24 protein-coding genes are annotated in these 18,752 nt (G+C 68.6%); 9 read left to right on the top strand and 15 right to left on the bottom strand.

Features of this window, described 5'->3' with window-relative positions:
* The first annotated feature begins 107 nt into the window (after positions 1-107).
* From pyk to AC3IS2_RS11135, 3 genes are all read left to right on the top strand, one after another.
* Positions 108-1,559 (top strand): pyruvate kinase, encoded by a 1,452-nt coding sequence (pyk, locus tag AC3IS2_RS11145; RefSeq protein ID WP_489197849.1) that lies wholly within the window; start codon positions 108-110, stop codon positions 1,557-1,559.
* Positions 1,560-1,720: 161 nt separating this feature from the next.
* Positions 1,721-2,761 (top strand): DNA adenine methylase, encoded by a 1,041-nt coding sequence (locus AC3IS2_RS11140; RefSeq protein ID WP_489197847.1) that lies wholly within the window; start codon positions 1,721-1,723, stop codon positions 2,759-2,761.
* A gap of 37 nt (positions 2,762-2,798) precedes the next feature.
* Positions 2,799-2,945: a hypothetical protein gene (locus AC3IS2_RS11135; protein WP_489197845.1), complete on the top strand. Its 147-nt coding sequence runs from the start codon at positions 2,799-2,801 to the stop codon at positions 2,943-2,945.
* Here AC3IS2_RS11135 and rnhB read toward each other — a convergent pair.
* The 12 genes from rnhB to rsgA all read right to left on the bottom strand — a co-directional run bounded on the left by rnhB (position 2,942) and on the right by rsgA (position 10,223).
* A complete protein-coding gene (gene rnhB / locus AC3IS2_RS11130; RefSeq protein WP_489197844.1) occupies positions 2,942-3,598 on the bottom strand; it encodes a ribonuclease HII in 657 nt (218 codons plus the stop codon). The two genes, AC3IS2_RS11135 and rnhB, sit on opposite strands and share 4 nt — an antisense overlap.
* Before the next feature lie 77 nt (positions 3,599-3,675).
* On the bottom strand, positions 3,676-4,107 hold the full coding sequence (locus tag AC3IS2_RS11125) for a hypothetical protein (protein WP_489197843.1): 432 nt from the start codon (positions 4,105-4,107) through the stop codon (positions 3,676-3,678).
* A 105-nt stretch (positions 4,108-4,212) separates the two neighbouring features.
* Positions 4,213-4,800: a DNA-3-methyladenine glycosylase I gene (locus AC3IS2_RS11120; protein WP_489197842.1), complete on the bottom strand. Its 588-nt coding sequence runs from the start codon at positions 4,798-4,800 to the stop codon at positions 4,213-4,215.
* A 241-nt stretch (positions 4,801-5,041) separates the two neighbouring features.
* Positions 5,042-6,016, bottom strand: a complete 975-nt coding sequence (locus AC3IS2_RS11115; protein ID WP_489197841.1) for a TraB/GumN family protein — start codon at positions 6,014-6,016, stop codon at positions 5,042-5,044.
* Positions 6,017-6,098: 82 nt separating this feature from the next.
* The gene (locus AC3IS2_RS11110) at positions 6,099-6,257 is read right to left on the bottom strand and encodes a hypothetical protein (protein ID WP_489197840.1); all 159 of its coding nucleotides are present in this window, start codon (positions 6,255-6,257) and stop codon (positions 6,099-6,101) included.
* 30 nt (positions 6,258-6,287) lie between these two features.
* Positions 6,288-6,452 carry a hypothetical protein gene (locus AC3IS2_RS11105; RefSeq protein ID WP_489197839.1) on the bottom strand — a complete coding sequence of 55 codons (165 nt, stop codon included), beginning with the start codon at positions 6,450-6,452 and terminating at the stop codon, positions 6,288-6,290.
* A gap of 61 nt (positions 6,453-6,513) precedes the next feature.
* Entirely contained in the window at positions 6,514-6,714 is a 201-nt protein-coding gene (locus AC3IS2_RS11100) for a helix-turn-helix transcriptional regulator (protein ID WP_489197838.1), read from the bottom strand.
* A complete protein-coding gene (locus AC3IS2_RS11095) occupies positions 6,711-7,163 on the bottom strand; it encodes a hypothetical protein (protein ID WP_489197836.1) in 453 nt (150 codons plus the stop codon). The genes AC3IS2_RS11100 and AC3IS2_RS11095 overlap by 4 nt, the downstream gene beginning before the upstream one ends.
* 102 nt (positions 7,164-7,265) lie before the next feature.
* A complete protein-coding gene (gene ygfZ, locus AC3IS2_RS11090) occupies positions 7,266-8,057 on the bottom strand; it encodes a CAF17-like 4Fe-4S cluster assembly/insertion protein YgfZ (RefSeq protein WP_489197835.1) in 792 nt (263 codons plus the stop codon).
* Positions 8,058-8,084: 27 nt separating this feature from the next.
* Entirely contained in the window at positions 8,085-8,630 is a 546-nt protein-coding gene (locus AC3IS2_RS11085; protein WP_489197834.1) for a hypothetical protein, read from the bottom strand.
* Positions 8,631-8,704: 74 nt separating this feature from the next.
* On the bottom strand, positions 8,705-9,031 hold the full coding sequence (locus AC3IS2_RS11080; protein WP_489197832.1) for a hypothetical protein: 327 nt from the start codon (positions 9,029-9,031) through the stop codon (positions 8,705-8,707).
* Positions 9,032-9,149: 118 nt separating this feature from the next.
* Positions 9,150-10,223, bottom strand: coding sequence for a ribosome small subunit-dependent GTPase A (gene rsgA / locus AC3IS2_RS11075; RefSeq protein WP_489197831.1), 1,074 nt, complete (start codon positions 10,221-10,223; stop codon positions 9,150-9,152).
* A gap of 150 nt (positions 10,224-10,373) precedes the next feature.
* On the opposite strand from rsgA, the gene AC3IS2_RS11070 reads away from it, so the two are divergent.
* The 3 genes from AC3IS2_RS11070 (at position 10,374) to AC3IS2_RS11060 (ending at position 13,633) form a co-directional block, all read left to right on the top strand.
* Positions 10,374-11,330 carry a glycosyltransferase family 9 protein gene (locus AC3IS2_RS11070; RefSeq protein WP_489197829.1) on the top strand — a complete coding sequence of 319 codons (957 nt, stop codon included), beginning with the start codon at positions 10,374-10,376 and terminating at the stop codon, positions 11,328-11,330.
* Positions 11,331-11,564: 234 nt separating this feature from the next.
* Complete coding sequence (locus AC3IS2_RS11065) at positions 11,565-12,902, top strand: dihydroorotase (protein ID WP_489197828.1); 1,338 nt, start codon at positions 11,565-11,567, stop codon at positions 12,900-12,902.
* Positions 12,899-13,633 (top strand): prephenate dehydrogenase/arogenate dehydrogenase family protein, encoded by a 735-nt coding sequence (locus tag AC3IS2_RS11060; protein WP_489197826.1) that lies wholly within the window; start codon positions 12,899-12,901, stop codon positions 13,631-13,633. The genes AC3IS2_RS11065 and AC3IS2_RS11060 overlap by 4 nt, the downstream gene beginning before the upstream one ends.
* Before the next feature lie 155 nt (positions 13,634-13,788).
* Here AC3IS2_RS11060 and AC3IS2_RS11055 read toward each other — a convergent pair whose 3' ends face one another.
* The 3 genes from AC3IS2_RS11055 to AC3IS2_RS11045 are packed head-to-tail and all read right to left on the bottom strand — an operon-like array spanning position 13,789 to position 15,706.
* Positions 13,789-14,724, bottom strand: coding sequence for an alpha/beta hydrolase (locus AC3IS2_RS11055; protein ID WP_489197825.1), 936 nt, complete (start codon positions 14,722-14,724; stop codon positions 13,789-13,791).
* A gap of 28 nt (positions 14,725-14,752) precedes the next feature.
* Complete coding sequence (locus AC3IS2_RS11050) at positions 14,753-15,421, bottom strand: SdpI family protein (protein WP_489197823.1); 669 nt, start codon at positions 15,419-15,421, stop codon at positions 14,753-14,755.
* A 3-nt stretch (positions 15,422-15,424) separates the two neighbouring features.
* Positions 15,425-15,706, bottom strand: a complete 282-nt coding sequence (locus tag AC3IS2_RS11045) for a metalloregulator ArsR/SmtB family transcription factor (RefSeq protein ID WP_489197822.1) — start codon at positions 15,704-15,706, stop codon at positions 15,425-15,427.
* A 149-nt stretch (positions 15,707-15,855) separates the two neighbouring features.
* On the opposite strand from AC3IS2_RS11045, the gene AC3IS2_RS11040 reads away from it, so the two are divergent.
* From AC3IS2_RS11040 to AC3IS2_RS11030, 3 genes are all read left to right on the top strand, one after another.
* On the top strand, positions 15,856-16,605 hold the full coding sequence (locus AC3IS2_RS11040) for an SDR family NAD(P)-dependent oxidoreductase (protein ID WP_489197821.1): 750 nt from the start codon (positions 15,856-15,858) through the stop codon (positions 16,603-16,605).
* 82 nt (positions 16,606-16,687) lie between these two features.
* A complete protein-coding gene (gene dusA, locus AC3IS2_RS11035; protein WP_489197819.1) occupies positions 16,688-17,722 on the top strand; it encodes a tRNA dihydrouridine(20/20a) synthase DusA in 1,035 nt (344 codons plus the stop codon).
* Between the two features lie 178 nt (positions 17,723-17,900).
* Positions 17,901-18,725: a sulfite exporter TauE/SafE family protein gene (locus AC3IS2_RS11030; RefSeq protein ID WP_489197817.1), complete on the top strand. Its 825-nt coding sequence runs from the start codon at positions 17,901-17,903 to the stop codon at positions 18,723-18,725.
* The last annotated feature ends 27 nt before the right edge of the window (positions 18,726-18,752 follow it).

The following is an 18,752-nucleotide window of genomic DNA, read 5'->3' as shown; positions in this document are numbered from 1 at the left end:
TCGTGTTTCGGGCCGGGGGCGCGGCCTTACGTCACCGGCGTTTCATTGGCACAAGGGGGCAAAGCCTTTGAAATGAGGCGACGGCCCCTAGAGCCACGAGGAAACACATGAACAGAGCCCGCTGTGCGCGCATCGTCGCGACCCTTGGACCCGCGAGCCGTGCGCCGGCGACCGTCAAGGCGTTGGCCCAGGCCGGGGTGGACGTCTTCCGCCTGAACTTCAGCCACGGCTCGCACGAAGACCACGCCGCCGCCTTCAAGGCCGTGCGCGGCGCCGAGATGGCGCTGAAGCGTCCGCTGGGCGTCCTGGCCGACCTGCAGGGGCCGAAGCTGCGGCTGGGCCGCTTCGCCGACGTCGAGATCGCCATCAAGCCGGGCCACAAGATGCGGTTCGACCTGAACCCTGAGCTGGGCGACGAGACGCGGGTGCAGATGCCGCACCCGGAGATCTTCAAGGCGCTGCGCACCGGCATGCTGCTGCTGATCGACGACGGGCGCATCCGCCTGCGGGTCGGCGATCGCACCGACGAATGGGCCGACGTGACGGTCGAAAGCGGCGCCAAGCTGTCCGACCGCAAGGGCGTGGCCGTGCCCGAGGCCGTCATTCCCGTGTCGGCCCTGACGCCCAAGGACCGCGAGGACCTGGCCTTCGCCCTGCGCCTCGGCGTGGACTGGGTGGCCCTCAGTTTCGTGCAGCAGGCCGAGGACATGGCCGAGCTGAAGCGGATCGTGAACGGCAAGGCGGCCTGTATGGCCAAGATCGAAAAGCCCCAGGCCCTGAACGATCTGGAGAGCATACTCGACTACTGCGACGGGGTCATGGTCGCGCGCGGCGATCTGGGCGTCGAGATGGAGCCGGAAGAAGTGCCGGTGGCGCAGAAGAAGATCCTGCGCGCCGCCCGCCAGCGCGGCGTGCCCGCCATCGTCGCCACCCAGATGCTGGAGTCGATGACCAGTTCGCCGGCCCCGACGCGGGCCGAGGCGTCCGACGTGGCCAACGCCGTCTATGAGGGCGCCGACGCTCTGATGCTGTCGGCGGAGACGGCCTCGGGCGACTATCCGATGGAGGCGGTCGCCATCATGAACCGCATCATGGAGCGGGTGGAGCAGGACCCCCTGTGGCCCGGCCTGATGGACGCCGAGCACGCCGGCATGGACATCCACGACGTCGACGCCCTGGTCGCGGCGGCGAGGAAGGCGGCGGAGGCGGCCTCGACCGCCTGCATGGTGGTGTTCACCACCCTGGGCGGCACGGCGCGGCGCATGTCGCGCGAGCGGCCCTTGCAGCCGGTGCTGGCCCTGACGCCCAAGCCCGAGACGGCGCGTCGTCTGGCCCTGGTCTGGGGGCTGGAGCCGCGTCTGGGCGAACAGCCGACCTCGCTGGAAGGCCTGACCGACGACGCGGTCGAAAGCGCCATGATCTATGGGCTGGCCGAGGCCGGTCAGCGCATCCTGATCCTGGCTGGAACGCCTTTCGGCGCGCCGGGGGCCGCGAATCTGTTGCGTCTGGCCCATGCTCCGGCCCATGCTCCGGGAACTGTGAAACGCGGTCGGGGCTGAGGTAGTGATCCTCCCCTGTGCAGCGTCAGCGAAACGGGGGAGGGGGACCGCGCAGCGGTGGAGGGGGCGACCCCGAGACGCAAGCTAGGCTTCCGCCCCCTCCACCATCCTTCGGATGGTCCCCCTCCCCCGCAAAGGGGCGGGGGAGGATCGGAGAACGAATGATCAAATACATCGGCTCAAAGCGTGCGCTTCTGGGCCATGTCACGGGTGCGGTGCGCGCCGCCCTGCCGGACGGCGGGACGGTGTGCGACCTGTTTTCCGGCTCGGCCCGCGTCGGTCACGCCCTGAAGGGGCAAGGGTTCCGCGTCTGGTCGAACGATCACAACGCCTATGCCCACACCCTCGCCACGGCCTATGTCCAGGCCGATCGTGAGCGCTGGGCGGACAAGGCCGAGACGGTTCTGGCCGAGTTGCGGACAGTCACGCCCGAGGCCGGCTGGTTCACCAAGGCCTTCTGCGAGGACGCCCGCTTCTTCCACCCCGACAACGGCGCCCGCATCGACGCCATGCGCGCTCGGATCGAGGCGATGGGGCTGGAGCCGGAGCTGGAGGCTGTGGTTCTGGTCGCCCTGATGGAGGCGGCGGATCGGGTGGACTCAACCGCCGGGCTGCAGATGGCCTATATGAAGCAGTGGGCGCCGCGCGCGTTGAAGCCGCTGGAGTTGCGGTTGCCCGACCTGTTGCCCGGCGTGGCGGCGGGGGCGTGCAAGGCGACGCAAGGCGATGCGGTCGAGATCGCCGATCAGGTCGAGGCGGATCTGGTCTATCTGGACCCGCCCTACAACCAGCATTCCTATCTGGCCAACTACCACTGCTGGGAAAGCCTGGTGCTGTGGGACAAGCCCGAGACCTACGGCGTCGCCAACAAGCGGGTGGACGTGCGGACCCGCAAGAGCCCGTTCAACAGCCGCCCGGGCATCGGCCCGGCCCTGCAGTCCGTGGTCGAGCGGCTTCAGGCGCCCAACCTGATCGTCAGCTTCAACGACGAGGGCTATCTGAGCCGCGACGATCTGACGTCCATGCTGTCGGCGCGCGGCCATGTGCAGGTGGTCGAGATTCCGCGCCCTCGCTACGTCGGCGCCCGCATCGGCATCCACAATCTGAAGGGCGAGAAGGTCGGGGCCGTCGGCCGTCTGCGCAACGTCGAGCACCTGTTCGTCGTGACCCAGAAACCACTGAGCCTGCCCGTCGCCGCCTGACGGGGAACATTCTCGCGGGGGTCGGGTTATCGGCAGCATGAGTATGCCGACCCATCGCCCGTCCCATAAATTGGCGCACCACCGCCGAGCTTCGACCGGACTTCCCAACTGGGCGATCATTCTGGCCGTCGCCGCGGTCGTGGTGGTGATCGGGCTGCTGGTCGGCGGCGCCCTCGGGATTTAGGCGCTTTCCAGCAGGGCCTTGATCGGGCTCCAACTGCGGCGGTGCGCCGGGCAGGGGCCGAGGGTCTTCAGCGCATGCTGGTGGATGGGGGCGTTGTAGCCCTTGTGGCTGGCGAAGCCGTAGCCGGGATAGGTCGTGTCCAGGTCGATCATCAGCCGGTCCCGCGCCGTCTTGGCCAGGATGGAGGCCGCCGCGATGGACAGGGACAGGCTGTCGCCCTTGACCACGGGGGTCACGGCGCAGGGCAGCTTGAAGCGGTAGTTGCCGTCCACCAGGGCCACCGCGGGCTGGACGCCCAGACCCTCAACCGCGCGGCGCATGGCCAGGCCGGTGGCGTGCAGGATGTTCAGTTCTTCGATCTCCTCGACCGTGGCGAAGCCGACGCACCAGGCCAGGGCGCGGGCCTTGATCTCGGGCTCCAGCGCGGCGCGGCGCTTTTCGGTCAGGGCCTTGGAGTCGTCGATGCCGGGCGGCAGGTCGTCGGGGTTGAGGATCACCGCCGCCGCCGAAACCGGCCCGGCCCAGGGACCGCGCCCCGCCTCGTCCACGCCGCAGACGTGGCCGCCGTCGCTGCCTTCGCGCGCCAGAATTTCCAGCGCCAGCGTCGGGAAGGCGCGGACGATCTTGGGGGCGGCGGGTTTAGACGGGCTCATCGCGCGTCAGTGCCACGAACCTCCGCGTGACGGAAGCCGGTCGTCTGGCGGCTGTTGTTGGGTGAGCGGGGGCTAGGCTAACGGCGAGCCATGATCACGGAGCCGATATGCCCGCCGATCGGCAGCAAACGGATTCTCACGCTGGCGGCGCCGCTGAATCCTGCGCGCGTCCGATCCGCAAGCGTGAAAGTCATCCTTACGCCGTTGTCGGTCAAGACCACGGCCAGCTTGCCATCCCTTATGCGGCATTCAGCGGGATCACCGCTGACGACACAGGTGAGCCGGCCATTGGCCTGAGTTGTGATCGTCAACGGAAAGTCGAGTTGCTGACCCCCGTCCTTGGACTTGAATGTGATGCTGAGATCTTGCCGCTCGGCGGGCGTAATCGCCAGGGTCCACGCGCCGAGCACGTCCCGGTTTGTGATGGGCGCCGTGCTTTGAGCGAAGGCTGCACTGCTGACGGCGGCAGCCGTCAGAACAGAAGCCAAGATCGCCTGTCGCTTCGTCATGCCGCCCCCGAACAACAATCTGCCGGCAGCATTGAACAATCACGAAGGAACGGCACGTGAATTATCGGAGAGCTTTGGGCGGTGGTCGGCGCCGCCTCATGGGCCTCACTGCGCAACCTCGGAGTGACGGAAACAGGTCGTCTGGTGGTCGTTGACCATGCCGACCGCCTGCATGAAGGCGTAGACGATCACCGGGCCGCAGAATTTGAAGCCGCGCGCCTTCAGCGCCTTGGCCATGGCGACGCTTTCCGGCGTCTGGGTCGGGGCCTCGCGGAAGTCGGTCCACTGGTTCACCTGGGGTTGGCCGTCGACGAAGGACCAGAGCCAGGCGGAGAAGTCCTCGCCATTGTCCCTCATCTCCAGCCAGAGGCGGGCGCCGTTGATGGCGGCGTCGATCTTGGCGTTTGAGCGGATGATGCGCGGGTCGGCCAGCAGCCGGGCGCGGTCGGCCTCGCCGTAGCGGGCGACGATCTCGGGATCGAAGTTGTCGAAGGCCTCGCGCATGCCCTCGCGCTTTCTCAGGATGGTGATCCAGGCCAGGCCGGCCTGAAATCCGTCCAGCACCAGCTTCTCCCACAGGGCGCGGGCGTCGTACTCGGGCACGCCCCATTCCTCGTCGTGATAGGCGATGTAGAGCGGGTCGGTCACGCCGCACCAGCCGCAGCGGCCTTCGGCTTTGTCGGATTCGGTCATGGAGCGATGTTGCTGGAATGTTCCGGCGGCGCAAGGGGAAAGCCTGCTCCGCTCATCCCGGCGGACGCCGGGATCCAGTGCTTTGGCTGCACGCGCGAGGCTGGAAATCAAAGCGCGTTTTTATACCGTGGTGCCTGAGGTTCTTACTGGATCCCGGCGTCCGCCGGGATGAGCGGGGAAAGAGGGCAAGCAAAAAGGCCCGGCGTCGCCGCCGGGCCTCTCGTCGTGTCGAGTCTGCCGCTTAGAGACGTTCGACCGTGTAGCCGCGCGCCTTCAGCATCTCCACGACGTTGTCCTGATCGGCCAGGTGGGCGACGCCGACGGCGATGAAGGCGGTGCCAGAGCCCTGCAGCATGGTCTCGATCTGGTTGGTCCAGTCGGTGTTGCGCACGATCAGAGCGGCCTGGTGGATTTCCTCGTGGACGTCGCGGGTGTCCATGCGGTTCAGGCGACCGATCTCGGCGGTGTCGCCCTTCAGCCAGGCGGCTACGGTCTGATCCAGATGGGCGACGACGCTGTCGCCGCTGCGGACATAGTTGTTCAGGTAGGCCACCTGGGCCTCTTCGCTCATGCCGGCGATCAGGCGGACCTGACGGTCGGCGGTCTCGAGGCCGTGGATGGTCTTGCCCGCCGTTCGCGCACGATCCACCAGCACCTTGTCGGCGCCCGCCTCGGCGATGAAGCCGGCTTGCATCGGCCCGGACAGGGCGATCACGAAGGCCGCCAGCCAGGGGCGGTAGGCGTCCAGCGCGGCCCCGGTGGCGCCGTTGGCCTGGGCGGCCTTGTCGAAGGCGGCGAAGTCGGCGGCGGACAGGACGGACGACAGGGGGCGATCGGGGCTGGCGCCGTACTGCTGGATCACCGGCACGACGGCGGACTGATCGTCGTGATTGGCGATCTCGACCCAGATGTCCGAGGCGGAGGCGAAGGCGGCGTCCACCCGGTCCGAACCCCAGGCCGTGCCGGGGCGCAAGATGTGGATGGTGCCGAACAGATAGATGGTCGAGTCCTGATCCTTGACGACCCACAGCGGCGGGCCGGCGCCTTCGGCGCGGGGGATGGCGGCGACGGCGGGAGCAGGAGCGGCGGCGTCCTGGGCGTGGGCGGCGCCGGGGAAGGCGGCCAGCGCGGCGCTGGCGGCCAGGGCGGCGCAGGCGCCGATGGCCATGCGCGAGACGTGGTTGGCCGTACGGCCCATGCGGTTGGCGAGGGTCATTGGGTCGTCCTTGGATTGTGGGGTGTTTCGAGAGGCCGATCAGGTCGGCGGCAGCGTCAGCCGGGAGGGCCGGAAGGTCGGATCAGCGGGCGGTCGACACGGCGGTGGCGATGACGGCGGCGGGCTGGGCCTGGCCGAAGGTCGGGACAGCCTCGACCGCCGTGGTGATCAGCAGGGCGCCGCAGAGGCCCAGGGCGAAGCCCGAGAAGCGGTCGACGGCGACGGAGTAGAGTTTGAACATGGGTCTGGTCCTGAAAATGAGATGAGGGGCTTAGCGGGCGGCGATGGAGGCGGGGGGAGCGTCGAACCAGGCGGCGGCCTGGCTGGGGCTGGGGAGGGTCATGACGGCGAGGAAGATCAGCAGGCCCCCGCAGACGCCCAGGGCGAGATCGGAGACGTGTTTGGCCGCTTGGCCCATGCGGTTGGCGCAGGTCATTGGTTAGTCCTTTGAATGTCGGTGTGTTCTTGAGGGGCGGCGGGCGCTGGGCCTGCCGGGATCACTGACCGAAGATGGCTTCGATCGGTCGGCCGAAGAGGCGGGAGATGCGGAAGGCCAGAGGCAGGGAGGGGTCGTAGCGGCCCTTTTCCAGCGCCTGAACGGTTTGACGGGAGACGCCGAGTTGTTCGGCGAGGTCGGCCTGGGTCCAGTTGCGCTCGGCGCGGCAGACCTTGAGGCGGTTCACGAAATCACTGCTCATCGGCGGGCCATCCACCAGCCGCACCAGGCGATGACGTAGCCGACGGCCTGGGCGGCGATAACGGCGAGCGCGCCGACGGCGATCAGGACGGAGTCAGTGTGCGCGACGTCGTGCGGCGGCAACTCTATGCCGGCCAGAGATGCGGCCACGATGCCGGCGCCGCCGATGACAAAACCCAGGTTGCCGCCCCACCACCAGGCCCACTTGTGGGCTTCCTGGGCGGCCTCATCCAGACCGCGCCACCAGTAGAGGCTGTGCAGGGCCAGGAAGACGGCCAGGCCAGCGGCCAGGACGACCACGCCGATCGACGGGGCCTGACCCCAGGCCGCGGGCCAGAAGGGGGTGGCGGCGGTGGCGCTGACGCCGACCGCGGTGAGGGCGCACAGGCCGACCGTCAGGTCGTCCATCTTCTTCTTGGCGGCGGCGGTCGTCTTGGTTGCGGTGTTCATGACAAGCTCCCCTGTCGTTGTGACAAGTGAACTTTACCAACACTGTGTTTTGCGTCAAGCGACTTTTACATCATGACAAGCAGATTTTCCTTTTCGCCGAAATTAGCCTTGAAAATCAGGGATCCAGACGGGCTTTTCGACGCGCACGGGGCGTCCGTTGACGCTCAATTCGCCCTCCAGACGGTCCAGACGCATGAGGGCGATGGCGCGGCCGTCGGCGCCGGTCATGACCTCGCCGGCGCGAAGTTCGCCGTTCAGCACCTCGACGCCGCGCTCGGGGGCGGGGCCGTCGAAGGCGATGGCCATCATACGGTTCTTGATCGTGCCGCGCCGCTTCATGCGCGAGGTGGTCTCCTGACCGATGAAGCAGCCCTTGTGAAAGTCGATGCCGTTCAGCAGGTCGAAGTCGGCCTCGATGGGATAGGTCTTGTCCAGCAGCGTGTCCGCCGTCGGGTCGGGCACGCCCAGGGTCAGACGGTGCGCCTGCCAGTCGGCCTCGGTCGCGTTCGTCTCGCACTGATCGCCCCAGCGGCGCCCGCCCAGGTCGGGCAGGCGGGGGTCGGCGACGAAGCCCTCTAGCGTCTGGTTCCAGGCGACGAAGACGGCGTCGGGGATGGGCATGACCTCGACGCTGGAGCGCAGCTTGTACATCGACAAACGCTGGACCAGGGCGTCGCGCCGCTCAGTTGCGACGTCCAGCACCACCCCGTTCTCCTCGCCCCACAGGAACAGGTCGAACAGCAGCCGACCGGGCGGGGACAAGAGGGCGCCGAAGCGCAGCGCTCCGGGTTCGAGCGTCTCCACGTCCTGCGTCAGCAGATTGTGCAGGAAGGGACGGGCGTCAGGGCCGGTGACGCGGATCAGGGCGCGGCTGTCGAGGCGGGCGATGGACATACGGCCAAGATAGGGAGGGGAGGGCGGCTACACCACCGCATACCGCGCCGTGACGCCGTCCGGCTGGAAGTCGTGCTCGGCCAGCCTGTCCAGCGAGGCGATGACGCGGGCGACGAAGCCTTCGGGATCGCCGTCCTCGATCGCCGGGCGCAGCCAGTCGGTGACGACGGCGCGGGCCGGATAGGTCCCGACCGGGCCGGGCACGCTGAGGGCCACCTCGATCCCTTCGGCGATCCAGCCGGCGACCGTGGCGAAGAAGTCCATGCCGGCCAGGAAGTCCGAGCGGCGCAGGACATAGAGGGTGATCTCGCCCCTATCGACGCCGTCGGGACGGATGATGACGCCGCTGCGGTCGGGCCGCCAGTCGTCGGACAGCTCGACCGCCCGCCACAGGCAGAACCAGACGCGGCAGGTCTGGGGCCGCACCTCATGCACCGAACAACCCGCCCCATCGACGCAATAGCCGCACAACTCGCCCGTCGGCTTGGCCAGTTCGGGCAGGTTCAGCGGGATCACGCGACAGCACTCGACGCAGCCGCCGCAGGTCCGGTCAGGAAGAAGGGGGAGGCTCATGCGCAGGGTGTAGCGCAAGGCGAGCGGAAATGCGCGGGCCGCTCGCCTTGCGCCAACAGAGCGCGAACGTCCGGTTAGGCGAGTTCGGCGTCGGTGACGCTGTCCCGGAATTCGTCAGCCGGAACGAAGGCGGCGCCTTCATGGTCCAGCACCCACATGCCGATGAAGGCGGCGTGCTCCGGGTCGAGATCCTCGTCGATCAGGTCGCCGTCGTAGAGGCCGATATTGCTGTAGTCGAAGTCCAGCAGCAGCTGACCGGCCATGCCGACCATCTCTTCGGCCATGCGGCGCGAGTAGCCCAGGGCTTCGCTGACATCGACGAACTCGTCGGAAAGCGTGTTGACCTCGGCCGCCTCGCTGCCTTCGGTCGCGCTGGTGGTGACGATGGTATAGGCGGGCATGGGCGTCTCTCTTGGAACTGTATCCCCCCACCTAACCCGTTTGCCGACGGGCGCCGCCTAGTTTCTGCAAAACTGAACCGTTCGTGACCGGGGGCATGGCGACGCCCCCTCCGCAAGATCAATCGCGGAGGCCCCGGTCGTTCCTCTTGGTGGCGCGGTAATGCTTCTGCAGGCCCGCGAGGCGACGGCGTTCGGCGTCCTTGGCGACCCGTTCAGCCTTTTCCTCGGCGGCCGCCAGTTCAAGCTTCAGCTTCTGGAAGTGGCCCCAGCGCTCGGGGTCGAGTGCGCCGCTTTCAAGCGCCGCGCGCACGGCGCAACCGGGCTCGTTGGCGTGGCTGCAGTCGTTGAAGCGACAGTCCTGGGGCAGGCGCTCGATGTCGTCAAACACCGTGTCGAGGCCCTCTTCGGCGTCGATCAGACCGACTTCGCGAATGCCGGGCGTGTCGATGATCATCCCGCCGCCAGGCAGGAGGATCAATTGGCGGTGGCTGGTGGTGTGGCGCCCCTGGTCGTCGGCCTCGCGGATGGCCTGGGTCGCCATCCGGTCCTCGTTCAGGAAGGCGTTGACCAGGCTGGACTTGCCCACGCCGGACGAGCCGATGAGCACGCAGGTCTCGCCGGGCTTGACCTGGGCGAGCAGGGCGTCGAGGCCGAGGCCTTGCCGGGCCGAGACCATGAGCACCGGACAGTCTGTCGCCAGGGCCGCGATCTCGGCGACCTGAGCCTGCGGATCATCGCAGAGGTCGGACTTGGTCAGCACCACAACCGGCCGGGCGCCGCTCTGCCATACGGCGGCGAGATAGCGTTGTATCCGGCGAGGGTTGAGGTCGGCGTTCATCGAGGTGACGACAAAGGCGACATCGATATTGGCGGCGATGATCTGCAGCCCGCGCGAGCTGTGCGCCGCTCGACGGATAAAGGCCGTACTCCGCGGCAGGATGGCCTGGATGACGCCGGTGCGTTCCTGCGGGGTCTGCGACAGGGCCACCCAGTCGCCGACAGCGGGGTGGCCGATTTCCTTGGCCTCATGCAGCAGGCGGCCGGAAGCCTTGGCCCGCAGCTCACCCTGATCCGTGACGACCAGATAGCCGTCCCGTTGCTGGAGAACGACGCGCCCGGGCGTGTGGCCGGCGCGCGCGTGCGGCGCAAAAGCCTTCGCCAGCAGGTCAGACCATCCGTATTGCTCGATCAACTCAGACGCATCCCTATCGCGGACAAGCTGGCGCCGACTCGCGTATGAAACTCTCTATGAGGCCGCCGGCCCGCTGCGACCAGCATCCTCGTGACGCTCTCTCATCGCATCTACGCTGAATTCCGTAGAGAATCCCTCTAGGCTTATTTCATGCATGGGCGTTTCCCGATCCTCTATATCGCCGAGGCGGACGCTGAAGAGGCGGTCCTCTCGTCGGGGATGCTCGCCCATCTGGTCGAGGCCATTCCGCACGCCACCTTCACCGTCGTCGGTTCGCCGGCCAGCGCGCCGCTGTTCGCCGACCTGCCGCGGCTGGAGCGGCTGATCGTTCTGGACCGCGACGGGCGCTGGGACTGGATCGCCCTGTGGAACCAGGTGCGCGAGACCAACTGGGGGCTGGTGGTCGACATGCGCGGCTCGACCCTGTCGGGCAAGCTGCGGCGCCAGAAGCGGGCGGTGAAGGGCAAGGTCCTGCCGGACGTGCATCTGGTCGAGCAGGCGGCGCGGGTGCTGCAACTGGACGAGATTCCGGCGCCCAGGCTGTTCGTCGGGCGCGATGCGCAGGAAGCCGCTGACGCCCTGATCCCGCCGGGTACCGGCCCGATCCTGGCCATCGGGCCGGGCGTGGACTGGATCGGCAAGCGTTGGCCCGCCGACCGTTACGCCAAGGTGGCCCTGTCGCTGTTGGGCGAGGACGGGCCTCTGGCCGGCGGGCGGCTGATGATCGTCGGCGAAGAGGCCGACCGCGACGCGGCCCATTCGATCCGCTTCGCCGTCAAGCGCGAGCGGGTCATCGAGCTGCAGGGGCGGCTGACGCGATTGCAGACGGTGGCGGCCCTGTCGCGGGCTGATTTCTATATCGGCGGCGACTCGCTGTGGACCCAGCTGGCGGTGGCGGCGGGCGTGCCGGCGGTGGGCGTGTTCGGTCCTTCGGACGAGGTGCTGCGTCGTCCCTGGACCGGGGTGGCGGTGCGCGGCCCGCGCAGCCTGCAGGAGTTCATCGACCTGGACCCGCGCCTGAACCAGCACATCCAGCACATGATGGACCTGCCCTATGAGCGGGTGCTGAAGGCGTCGAAGAAGCTGCTGGTGCAACTGGCCGACTAGTTCACCCACTATCTCCCTTCCCCCTCGAGGGGGGAAGGGCCGGGGATGGGGGTGTTCGCACGATCTCGCCTGCACAGGCGCATGAGGCGCCTCCTGCTCTTTACCGGGAAGCCGCTTGCCTTCACCCCCACCCAACCCTCCCCCCTCGAGGGGGAGGGCTTTGACGAAGTCCTCCGTCGGCTTGCGCGTTCGGGCGCCCAGCGCGCATAAGCGCCTCGACCTCAGGAGATGCCAATGACCCAGACCTATGACCTGATCGTGCGGGGCGGCGAAGTCGCCAACCATGCGGGACGCGGCAAGGCCGACGTCGGCGTCATCGACGGCCGCATCGCCTTCATCGGCGACCTGTCCCAGGCCTCGGCGGGCGAGGTGTTCGACGCCACCGGCCTGACCGTCCTGCCGGGCGTCATCGACACCCAGGTCCATTTCCGCGAGCCGGGTCTGGAGTGGAAGGAAGATCTGGAGACCGGCAGCCGCGCGGCGGCTCTGGGCGGGGTCGTCGCCGTGTTCGAGATGCCGAACACCAATCCCAACACCACCGATCCCGACACCATGGCCGACAAGCTGGTGCGGGCCAGGGACCGGATGTGGACGGACCACGCCTTCTACGTCGGCGGCACGCATGAGAACGCCGAGCATCTGGCCGATCTGGAGCGTCTGCCGGGCTGCTGCGGGGTCAAGGTCTTCATGGGCGCCTCGACCGGCGACCTGCTGATCGCCGACGACGAGGGGGTGCGCAAGGTCCTGTCGAACGTGCGCCGCCGCGCCACCTTCCACTCCGAGGACGAATACCGACTGGTCGAGCGCCGCAGTCTGGCCCGCACCGGCGACTGGACCAGCCACCCCGAGGTCCGCGACGCCGAGAGCGCCATCATGTCCACGCGCCGTCTGGTCGGACTGGCCAAGGAAACCGGCGCGCGCATCCACGTCCTGCACGTCACGACGCGCGACGAGATGGAGTTCCTGCGCTTCCACAAGGATGTCGCCACCGTCGAGATCACGCCGCAGCACCTGACTCTGGTCGCGCCCGAGGCCTATCAGCGGCTCGGCGCCTATGCCCAGATGAACCCGCCGATCCGCTCGCAGGAGCACGTCGACGCCCTGTGGCTGTGGGGCATGCAACAGGGCGTGGCCGACGTGCTCGGCTCGGACCACGCGCCGCACACCAAGGAAGAGAAGTCCAAGCCCTATCCGGCCTCGCCGTCGGGGATGCCGGGGGTGCAGACCTTGGTGCCGCTGATGCTGACGCACGTCGCCGAGGGCCGTCTGTCGCTGGAACGCTTCATCGACCTGACTTCGGGCGGAGCGCAGCGGGTGTTCGGCACGGCCAACAAGGGACGGATGGCCGTCAGCTATGACGCCGACCTGACCATTGTGGATTTGAAGGCGAAGAAGACCATCACCCACGACCAGCAGGCCAGCCGCTGCGGCTGGACCCCCTTCGACGGCTTCGAGACGACCGGCTGGCCGGTGGCGACCATCGTGCGCGGCCGGGTGGTGATGAAGGACGGTGAACTGATCGGCCAGGCGCATGGCCGTCCGGTGCGGTTCCAGGAGACTCTGGCGGGGTGAGCGCGCCGCGCCCGATACTCGGCCTGATCGGCTTCGGCGCCTTCGGGCGGCTGACGGCGCGACATCTGGCACCCTGGTTCGACATCCTCGCCCACGATCCGGCGGCGAGCGACGGCGAGGGGCTGGCCCGGCTGACGACGCTGGAGGAGGCCGCCGCCTGTCCGGTGGTGGTGCTGGCCGTGCCGGTCGGGGTTCTGGTCGAGACGGTTGCAGCCATCGCGCCGCATGTGACGCCGGACGCCCTGATCCTCGACGTCGGCTCGGTGAAGGTGAAGCCGGCGCAGGTGATGCTGGAGGGGCTGCCCGAAGGCGTTCAGATCGTCGGCACCCATCCCCTGTTCGGCCCGCAGAGCGGCAAGGACGGCATCGCCGGCCTGCGCATCGCCGTCTGCCCGGTGCGCGGCGACAAGGCGGCGTGGCGGGTGGGGGCCTTCTGTCGCAAGGCGTTGGGGCTGAAAGTCTTCGTCGTCACGCCCGAGGATCACGACCGCGAGGCGGCGACGGTGCAGGGCCTGACCCACCTGATCGCCAAGGTCCTGCTGGCCATGGAGCCGCTGCCGACGCGGATGACCACGGCCAGTTTCGAGCGCGTCATGCAGGGCGTCGACATGGTCCGCCACGACAGCGCGGCCGTGTTCCGCGCCATCGAACACGACAACCCCTACGCGGCTGAGGTGCGTCGGCGGTTCTTTGATCTGGCCGAACAGGCAAGGGCGGAGTTGGACGGCTGAGCCTTCCTTCTCCCCTTGAGGGAGAAGGTGGCAGGCGGAGCCTGACGGATGAGGGGTGCGAGGAAGCTGGGTTCGCGGCCGCCTCTTCAACGTTGAGCCGACACCCCTCATCCGGCCCTGACGGGCCACCTTCTCCCTCAAGGGGAGAAGGGGTCCTACTTCAGCACAAACGTCGCCACCGCCTCGACCACGCCGGGGGCCAGCGGCAGGGCCGGGTCCATGTAGGTGGCGACATTGGCGGCGCGCTCGGTCGGCGCGGTTTTCAGCACGTGGTTGACGCCGTCCCAGACGACCAGCTCGGCGCGGGGCTGGGCCGCCTTGATGGCCTCGGCGTCGGTCAGGCTGACCTGAATATCCGTCGTGCCCTGGCCGACGAAGATGGGGCCGTCGTAGGCGGCGGCGAGCTTGGCCGGGTCCAGCGTCAGCCATGAGATCAGGTAGGGCTGGACCGAGGGGCGGAACAGGGCGGCCAGTTCGGCGGGCGGATCGGCCACGGTGCGGCCAGCCTCCAGCTCGGCCAGGACCTCATAGGCGCGGGTCTTCAGGGGTTCGGGCAGGCCTGCCGCCAGTTGCTCGCGCAGCACCACGCCCGCCGGGCGTCCGGCGCCGGACAGAAGGACCAGGCCGCAGACCTTGTTGTCGCCCTCTCCGTTGCGGTTTGGGGCGACGGCGGCTAGGGCGATGAGCGCGCCCTCGCTGTGGCCGATCAGCCAGGCGCAGGGACGGCCCGTCTTCGCCGCCGCCTCGGCGGCCCAGGCGCGGGCGTCGTCGGCATAGGTGCTGAAACGCAGGTCGGCCTCGGCCGGACCCGCCGCCGCGCTCTCGCCGATGCCGCGCTTGTCGATGCGGACCGTGGCGACGCCGCGCTGAGCCAGACCCTCGGCCAGCAGGCGGTAGGGGGCGGCGCGGACGCCGAACTGGGCGCTGTCCCCGTCGCGGTCGGTGGGACCGGAGCCGGGCAGGATGACGGCGGCGACGCGCGTCTGGCCCTCGGGCGTGAGCAGGGCGCCGTGCAGGGGCGCGGGGCTGGAGGCCAGTTCGACGGGCGTCGAAACCGGCGAGAGCAGTAGGGCGGCGGCGAGGGTCAGCATGCTTGTCTCCGTCGTCAGGGTTCAGGGATCAGAAGGGTTGGCGGTCGGGATCGGTGCGCCAGACGCGCCAGCTTTCGAAGATCGACCAGACGGCGGCGATCAGGACGCCGGTGATCATCAGGCTGAAGCCCAGGGGCTGGGGCGCGAAGGGCGCGGCGATCAAGCCCGCCAGACCCAGCCAGAAGAGCAGGCGGCCCGCCAGGCGGTTGGAGCGCTCCCATGCCAGCTTGCTCTTGTAGGTCCACGGCGTGCGGACGCCGACCGCCACATTGGGGCCGACGCGGCCCAGGAAGGCACCGATCGCCAGGAACAGCAGAGCCATGAGCGCCATGTGCAGACCTTGGCTCGGCGGGGTGGCGGTGAGCAGGGGCAGGGCGATCAGGGCCGTGCATCCGGCCAGAGCCAGCAGGCTGACCAGTTGTCCCGCTTGCAGGCTGCGGCGACGGGCGAGGTCTTCGGCCCTGCGCGCGTAGACGGCGCATCCGCCCAGGGTCGCCGCCGCAACGATCGCCAGGAGGCCGACCATCCAGGCGACTTGTTCGCGCGGCGCCCAGCCGTCCGCCTCTCCGGCCAGATTGAAATGGATGGGAATCGGCGTCGTTGGGCCGGCGATTCCGATCCAGACGGCCAGCGACAGTATGGCCGCCGTCAAGGCGATGGAGGCGGCGTCCAGCCAGCCCAGTGCGTTGGTCTTCATGATCTATTCCTCCTCCTCGTCCGTCTTGCCCGTTCCGCTCAGGTCCATGAGGAAGGCCAGGGCTTCCTCCACCGCCGAGATCTCCAGCCGATAGCGGATCGACTGGCCGTCGCGTTCGGTGCTGACCAGTTCGGCCTCCTTCAAGGCGTTGAGATGCCCCGTGACGGTGGGCCAGCTCATGTCGAAGGCGGCGGCGATTTGGCCCGAAGACAGGGGGCCGGACCGCAGCATGGCGATGATGCGGCGCCTCACCGGATGCGACAGGGCTTTGAACAGGCTGTTCATAGGAGAAGAGCTAATTAGTGCTTTGCCTAAATTCAACCCTTGTTCGTCGAAGTCTGCGGCTGGCCCTTCGGAAGGGGCGGAAACTGGTGGTCGACGGCGGGCTGGTCAGGGACTAAGCCTGCCTCGAAATTCCTGAAGGCGGAGCGGACATGAGCGGCACGATTCTGATCACCGGCGCGACGGCGGGCATCGGTCAGGCGGCGGCGCGCCGCTTCGTCGGCGCCGGCTGGAAGGTGGTCGCCACCGGCCGTCGTCAGGATCGTCTGGACGCCCTGGTCGCCGAACTGGGCGCGGACAAGGTCCACGCCGCCGCCTTCGACATGCGCGACGAGGCCGCCATCGACGCGGCGCTGGCGGCCCTGCCCGAAGGCTTCGGCGACATCGACCTGCTGCTGAACAACGCCGGCCTGGCCCTGGGCACGGCCGCGGCCCAGGACGCCGACCTGGATCAGTGGCGGCAGATGATCGACACCAACATCACCGGCCTTGTGACCATCACCCGGCGTCTGTTGCCGCGCCTGATCGCGCGCAAGGGCGCCATCCTGAACATCAGTTCGGTGGCCGCCAACTATCCCTACAAGGGCGGCAACGCCTATGGCGGGACCAAGGCCTTTGTGCGCCAGTTCTCGCTGGGGCTGCGTTCGGACCTGCACGGCACGGGGGTGCGCGTCACCTCGATCGAGCCGGGCATGACCGAGACCGAGTTCACCCTGGTCCGCACCGGCGGCGATCAGGCCGCGTCGGACACCCTCTACGGCGGCGCCCAGCCGATGACCGGCGAGGACATCGCCGAGACCCTGTTCTGGGTCGCCACCCTGCCGGCGCATCTGAACATCAACAGCCTGGAGCTGATGCCGGTCAGCCAGTCCTTCGCCGGCTTCCAGGTGGCGCGCGGCTAGGTTCGCCGCACGCCGGTCGCGTTTTCGGCCGGTTCGCCCTATAGGACGCGGCGATCGCCCGAACCGCCGCGCCCTTGAGGTCATGACGCAACATCCGCCGCACAGACTGTCCGTCGCCCCGATGATGGACTGGACCGACCGCAACTGCCGGGCGTTTCACCGCGCCCTGAGCAGCCGGGCGCTGCTCTATACAGAGATGGTCACGGCCCTGGCGGTGATCCACGGCGACCGCGAGCGGCTGCTGGGCTTTGACGCGGTCGAGCATCCGGTGGCGCTGCAACTGGGCGGGTCGGACCCGGCGCAGCTGGCCGAGGCGGCGCGGATCGGCGAGGCCTACGGCTATGACGAGATCAATCTGAACGTCGGCTGCCCCTCGGATCGGGTGCAGTCGGGCAAGTTCGGCGCCTGCCTGATGCGCGAGCCGGAACTGGTGGCCGACTGCATGGCGGCCATCAAGGGCGCGGTCAGCGTCCCCGCCACCGTCAAATGCCGCATCGGCGTCGATGATCAGGACCCCTTGGCGAGCCTGTTCGCCACGGTCGACGCGTCGGCGGCGGTCGGGATCACCAGCTTCGTCGTCCATGCGCGCAAGGCTTGGCTGAAGGGCCTGTCGCCCAAGGAAAACCGCGATGTGCCGCCGCTGGACTATGATCTGGTGCGCCGTCTGAAGCGCGAGCGGCCGCATCTGACCATCTGCATCAACGGCGGCATCGGCGATCTGGATCAGGCCGAGGCCCATCTGGACGACGCCGACGGCGTGCAGTTGGACGGGGTCATGCTGGGCCGGGCCGCCTATCATGAGCCGGCCTTGCTGGGGCAGGTGGACCGCCGCGTCTTCGGTCTGGATGTCGAGGACGTCGATCCCTTCGCCGCCATCGAACGCTACCGTCCCTATATGGCCGGGCGGCTGGCCGAGGGCGCGCATCTGGCGGGCATGGCGCGGCATATGCTGGGCCTGATGCACGGCCGGGCCGGGGCGCGCGCCTTCCGCCGCATCCTGACCGTCGAGGGCGTCAAGGCCGGGGCCGGGCTTGAGGTCGTGGACCGCGCGGTCGAGGCCGTGCGCGAAGCCGAGGCGCGGCAGGCGCGGCTGGGCCAGTCCGAAGAAGCGGCCTGAGTTTCTTTCTCCTCCCCACTGTGTGGGGAGGTGGCGCGGCGCTGAAGGCGACGTGACGGAGGGGCTGCTTGGTCCGCCGTCATAGGCCCCTCCACCGCTACGCGGTCCCCCTCCCCGTTGCATGGGGAGGAAAGAGATCGAGGCTGACGGGGCGACATCAGACCGCTATGCCCAAGCTATGAGCGCTCTGCCCCTGTCCGAACTGGCCATGATGTTCGCCGCCCTGATCGCGGCGGGCGCGCTGGCGGGGGTGATCGGCGGCCTGTTCGGGGTCGGCGGCGGGACGGTGCTGGTGCCGGCGCTCTTCTATGCGTTTTCGGTGCTGGGCGTGGGGGGCGAGAGCAATCTGCACGTCGCCATCGGCACCTCGCTGCTGACCATCGTCGCCACCTCGCTGCGGTCGCTGGCGACGCACCGGGCGCACGGGGCGGTGGACGAAACGGTCTTGAAGACCTGGACGCCCTGGGTGGCGTTCGGCGGCCTGGTCGGGGCGGCGATCGCGGGCTTCACCTCGATGGAGGGGCTCGCCGTCGTCTATGGCGTCTGCCTGCTGCTGATCGCCATGCAGATGGGGCTGCTGCCTGAACACGTCACCCTGAGAAAAGACCTGCCGACCGGCTGGGGACGGCGCGGGGTCGGGACGGGCATCGGCCTGCTGTCGGCCATGATGGGCGTCGGCGGCGGCAGTTTCGGCGGCATGACCATGACCCTGTGCGGGCGGCCCATCCATCAGGCGGTGGCGACGGCCTCGGGCTTCGGTCTGGCCATCGGGGCGACGGCGGCCCTGGGCTTCGCCGTCTTCGGCTGGGACGCGCCGGGGCGGCCGCCGCTGTCGCTGGGTTACGTCAACGTGCCGGCGGCGGTGATCATGGGGCTGCTGACGGCGCTGACCGCCCCCTATGGCGCGCGGCTGGCGCACCGGCTGAATCGCAAGGTGCTGAGAAAGGCCTTCGCTGGCTACCTGCTGCTGACCGCCCTGTCGGTGGTGTGGAAGGCGTTGTAGGCGCCACTACGTAGATTTCCGCTGTCG

This window comes from Brevundimonas sp. KH_025 (genome assembly GCF_057839885.1).
This window is presented reverse-complemented; position numbering and strand designations above follow the sequence as displayed.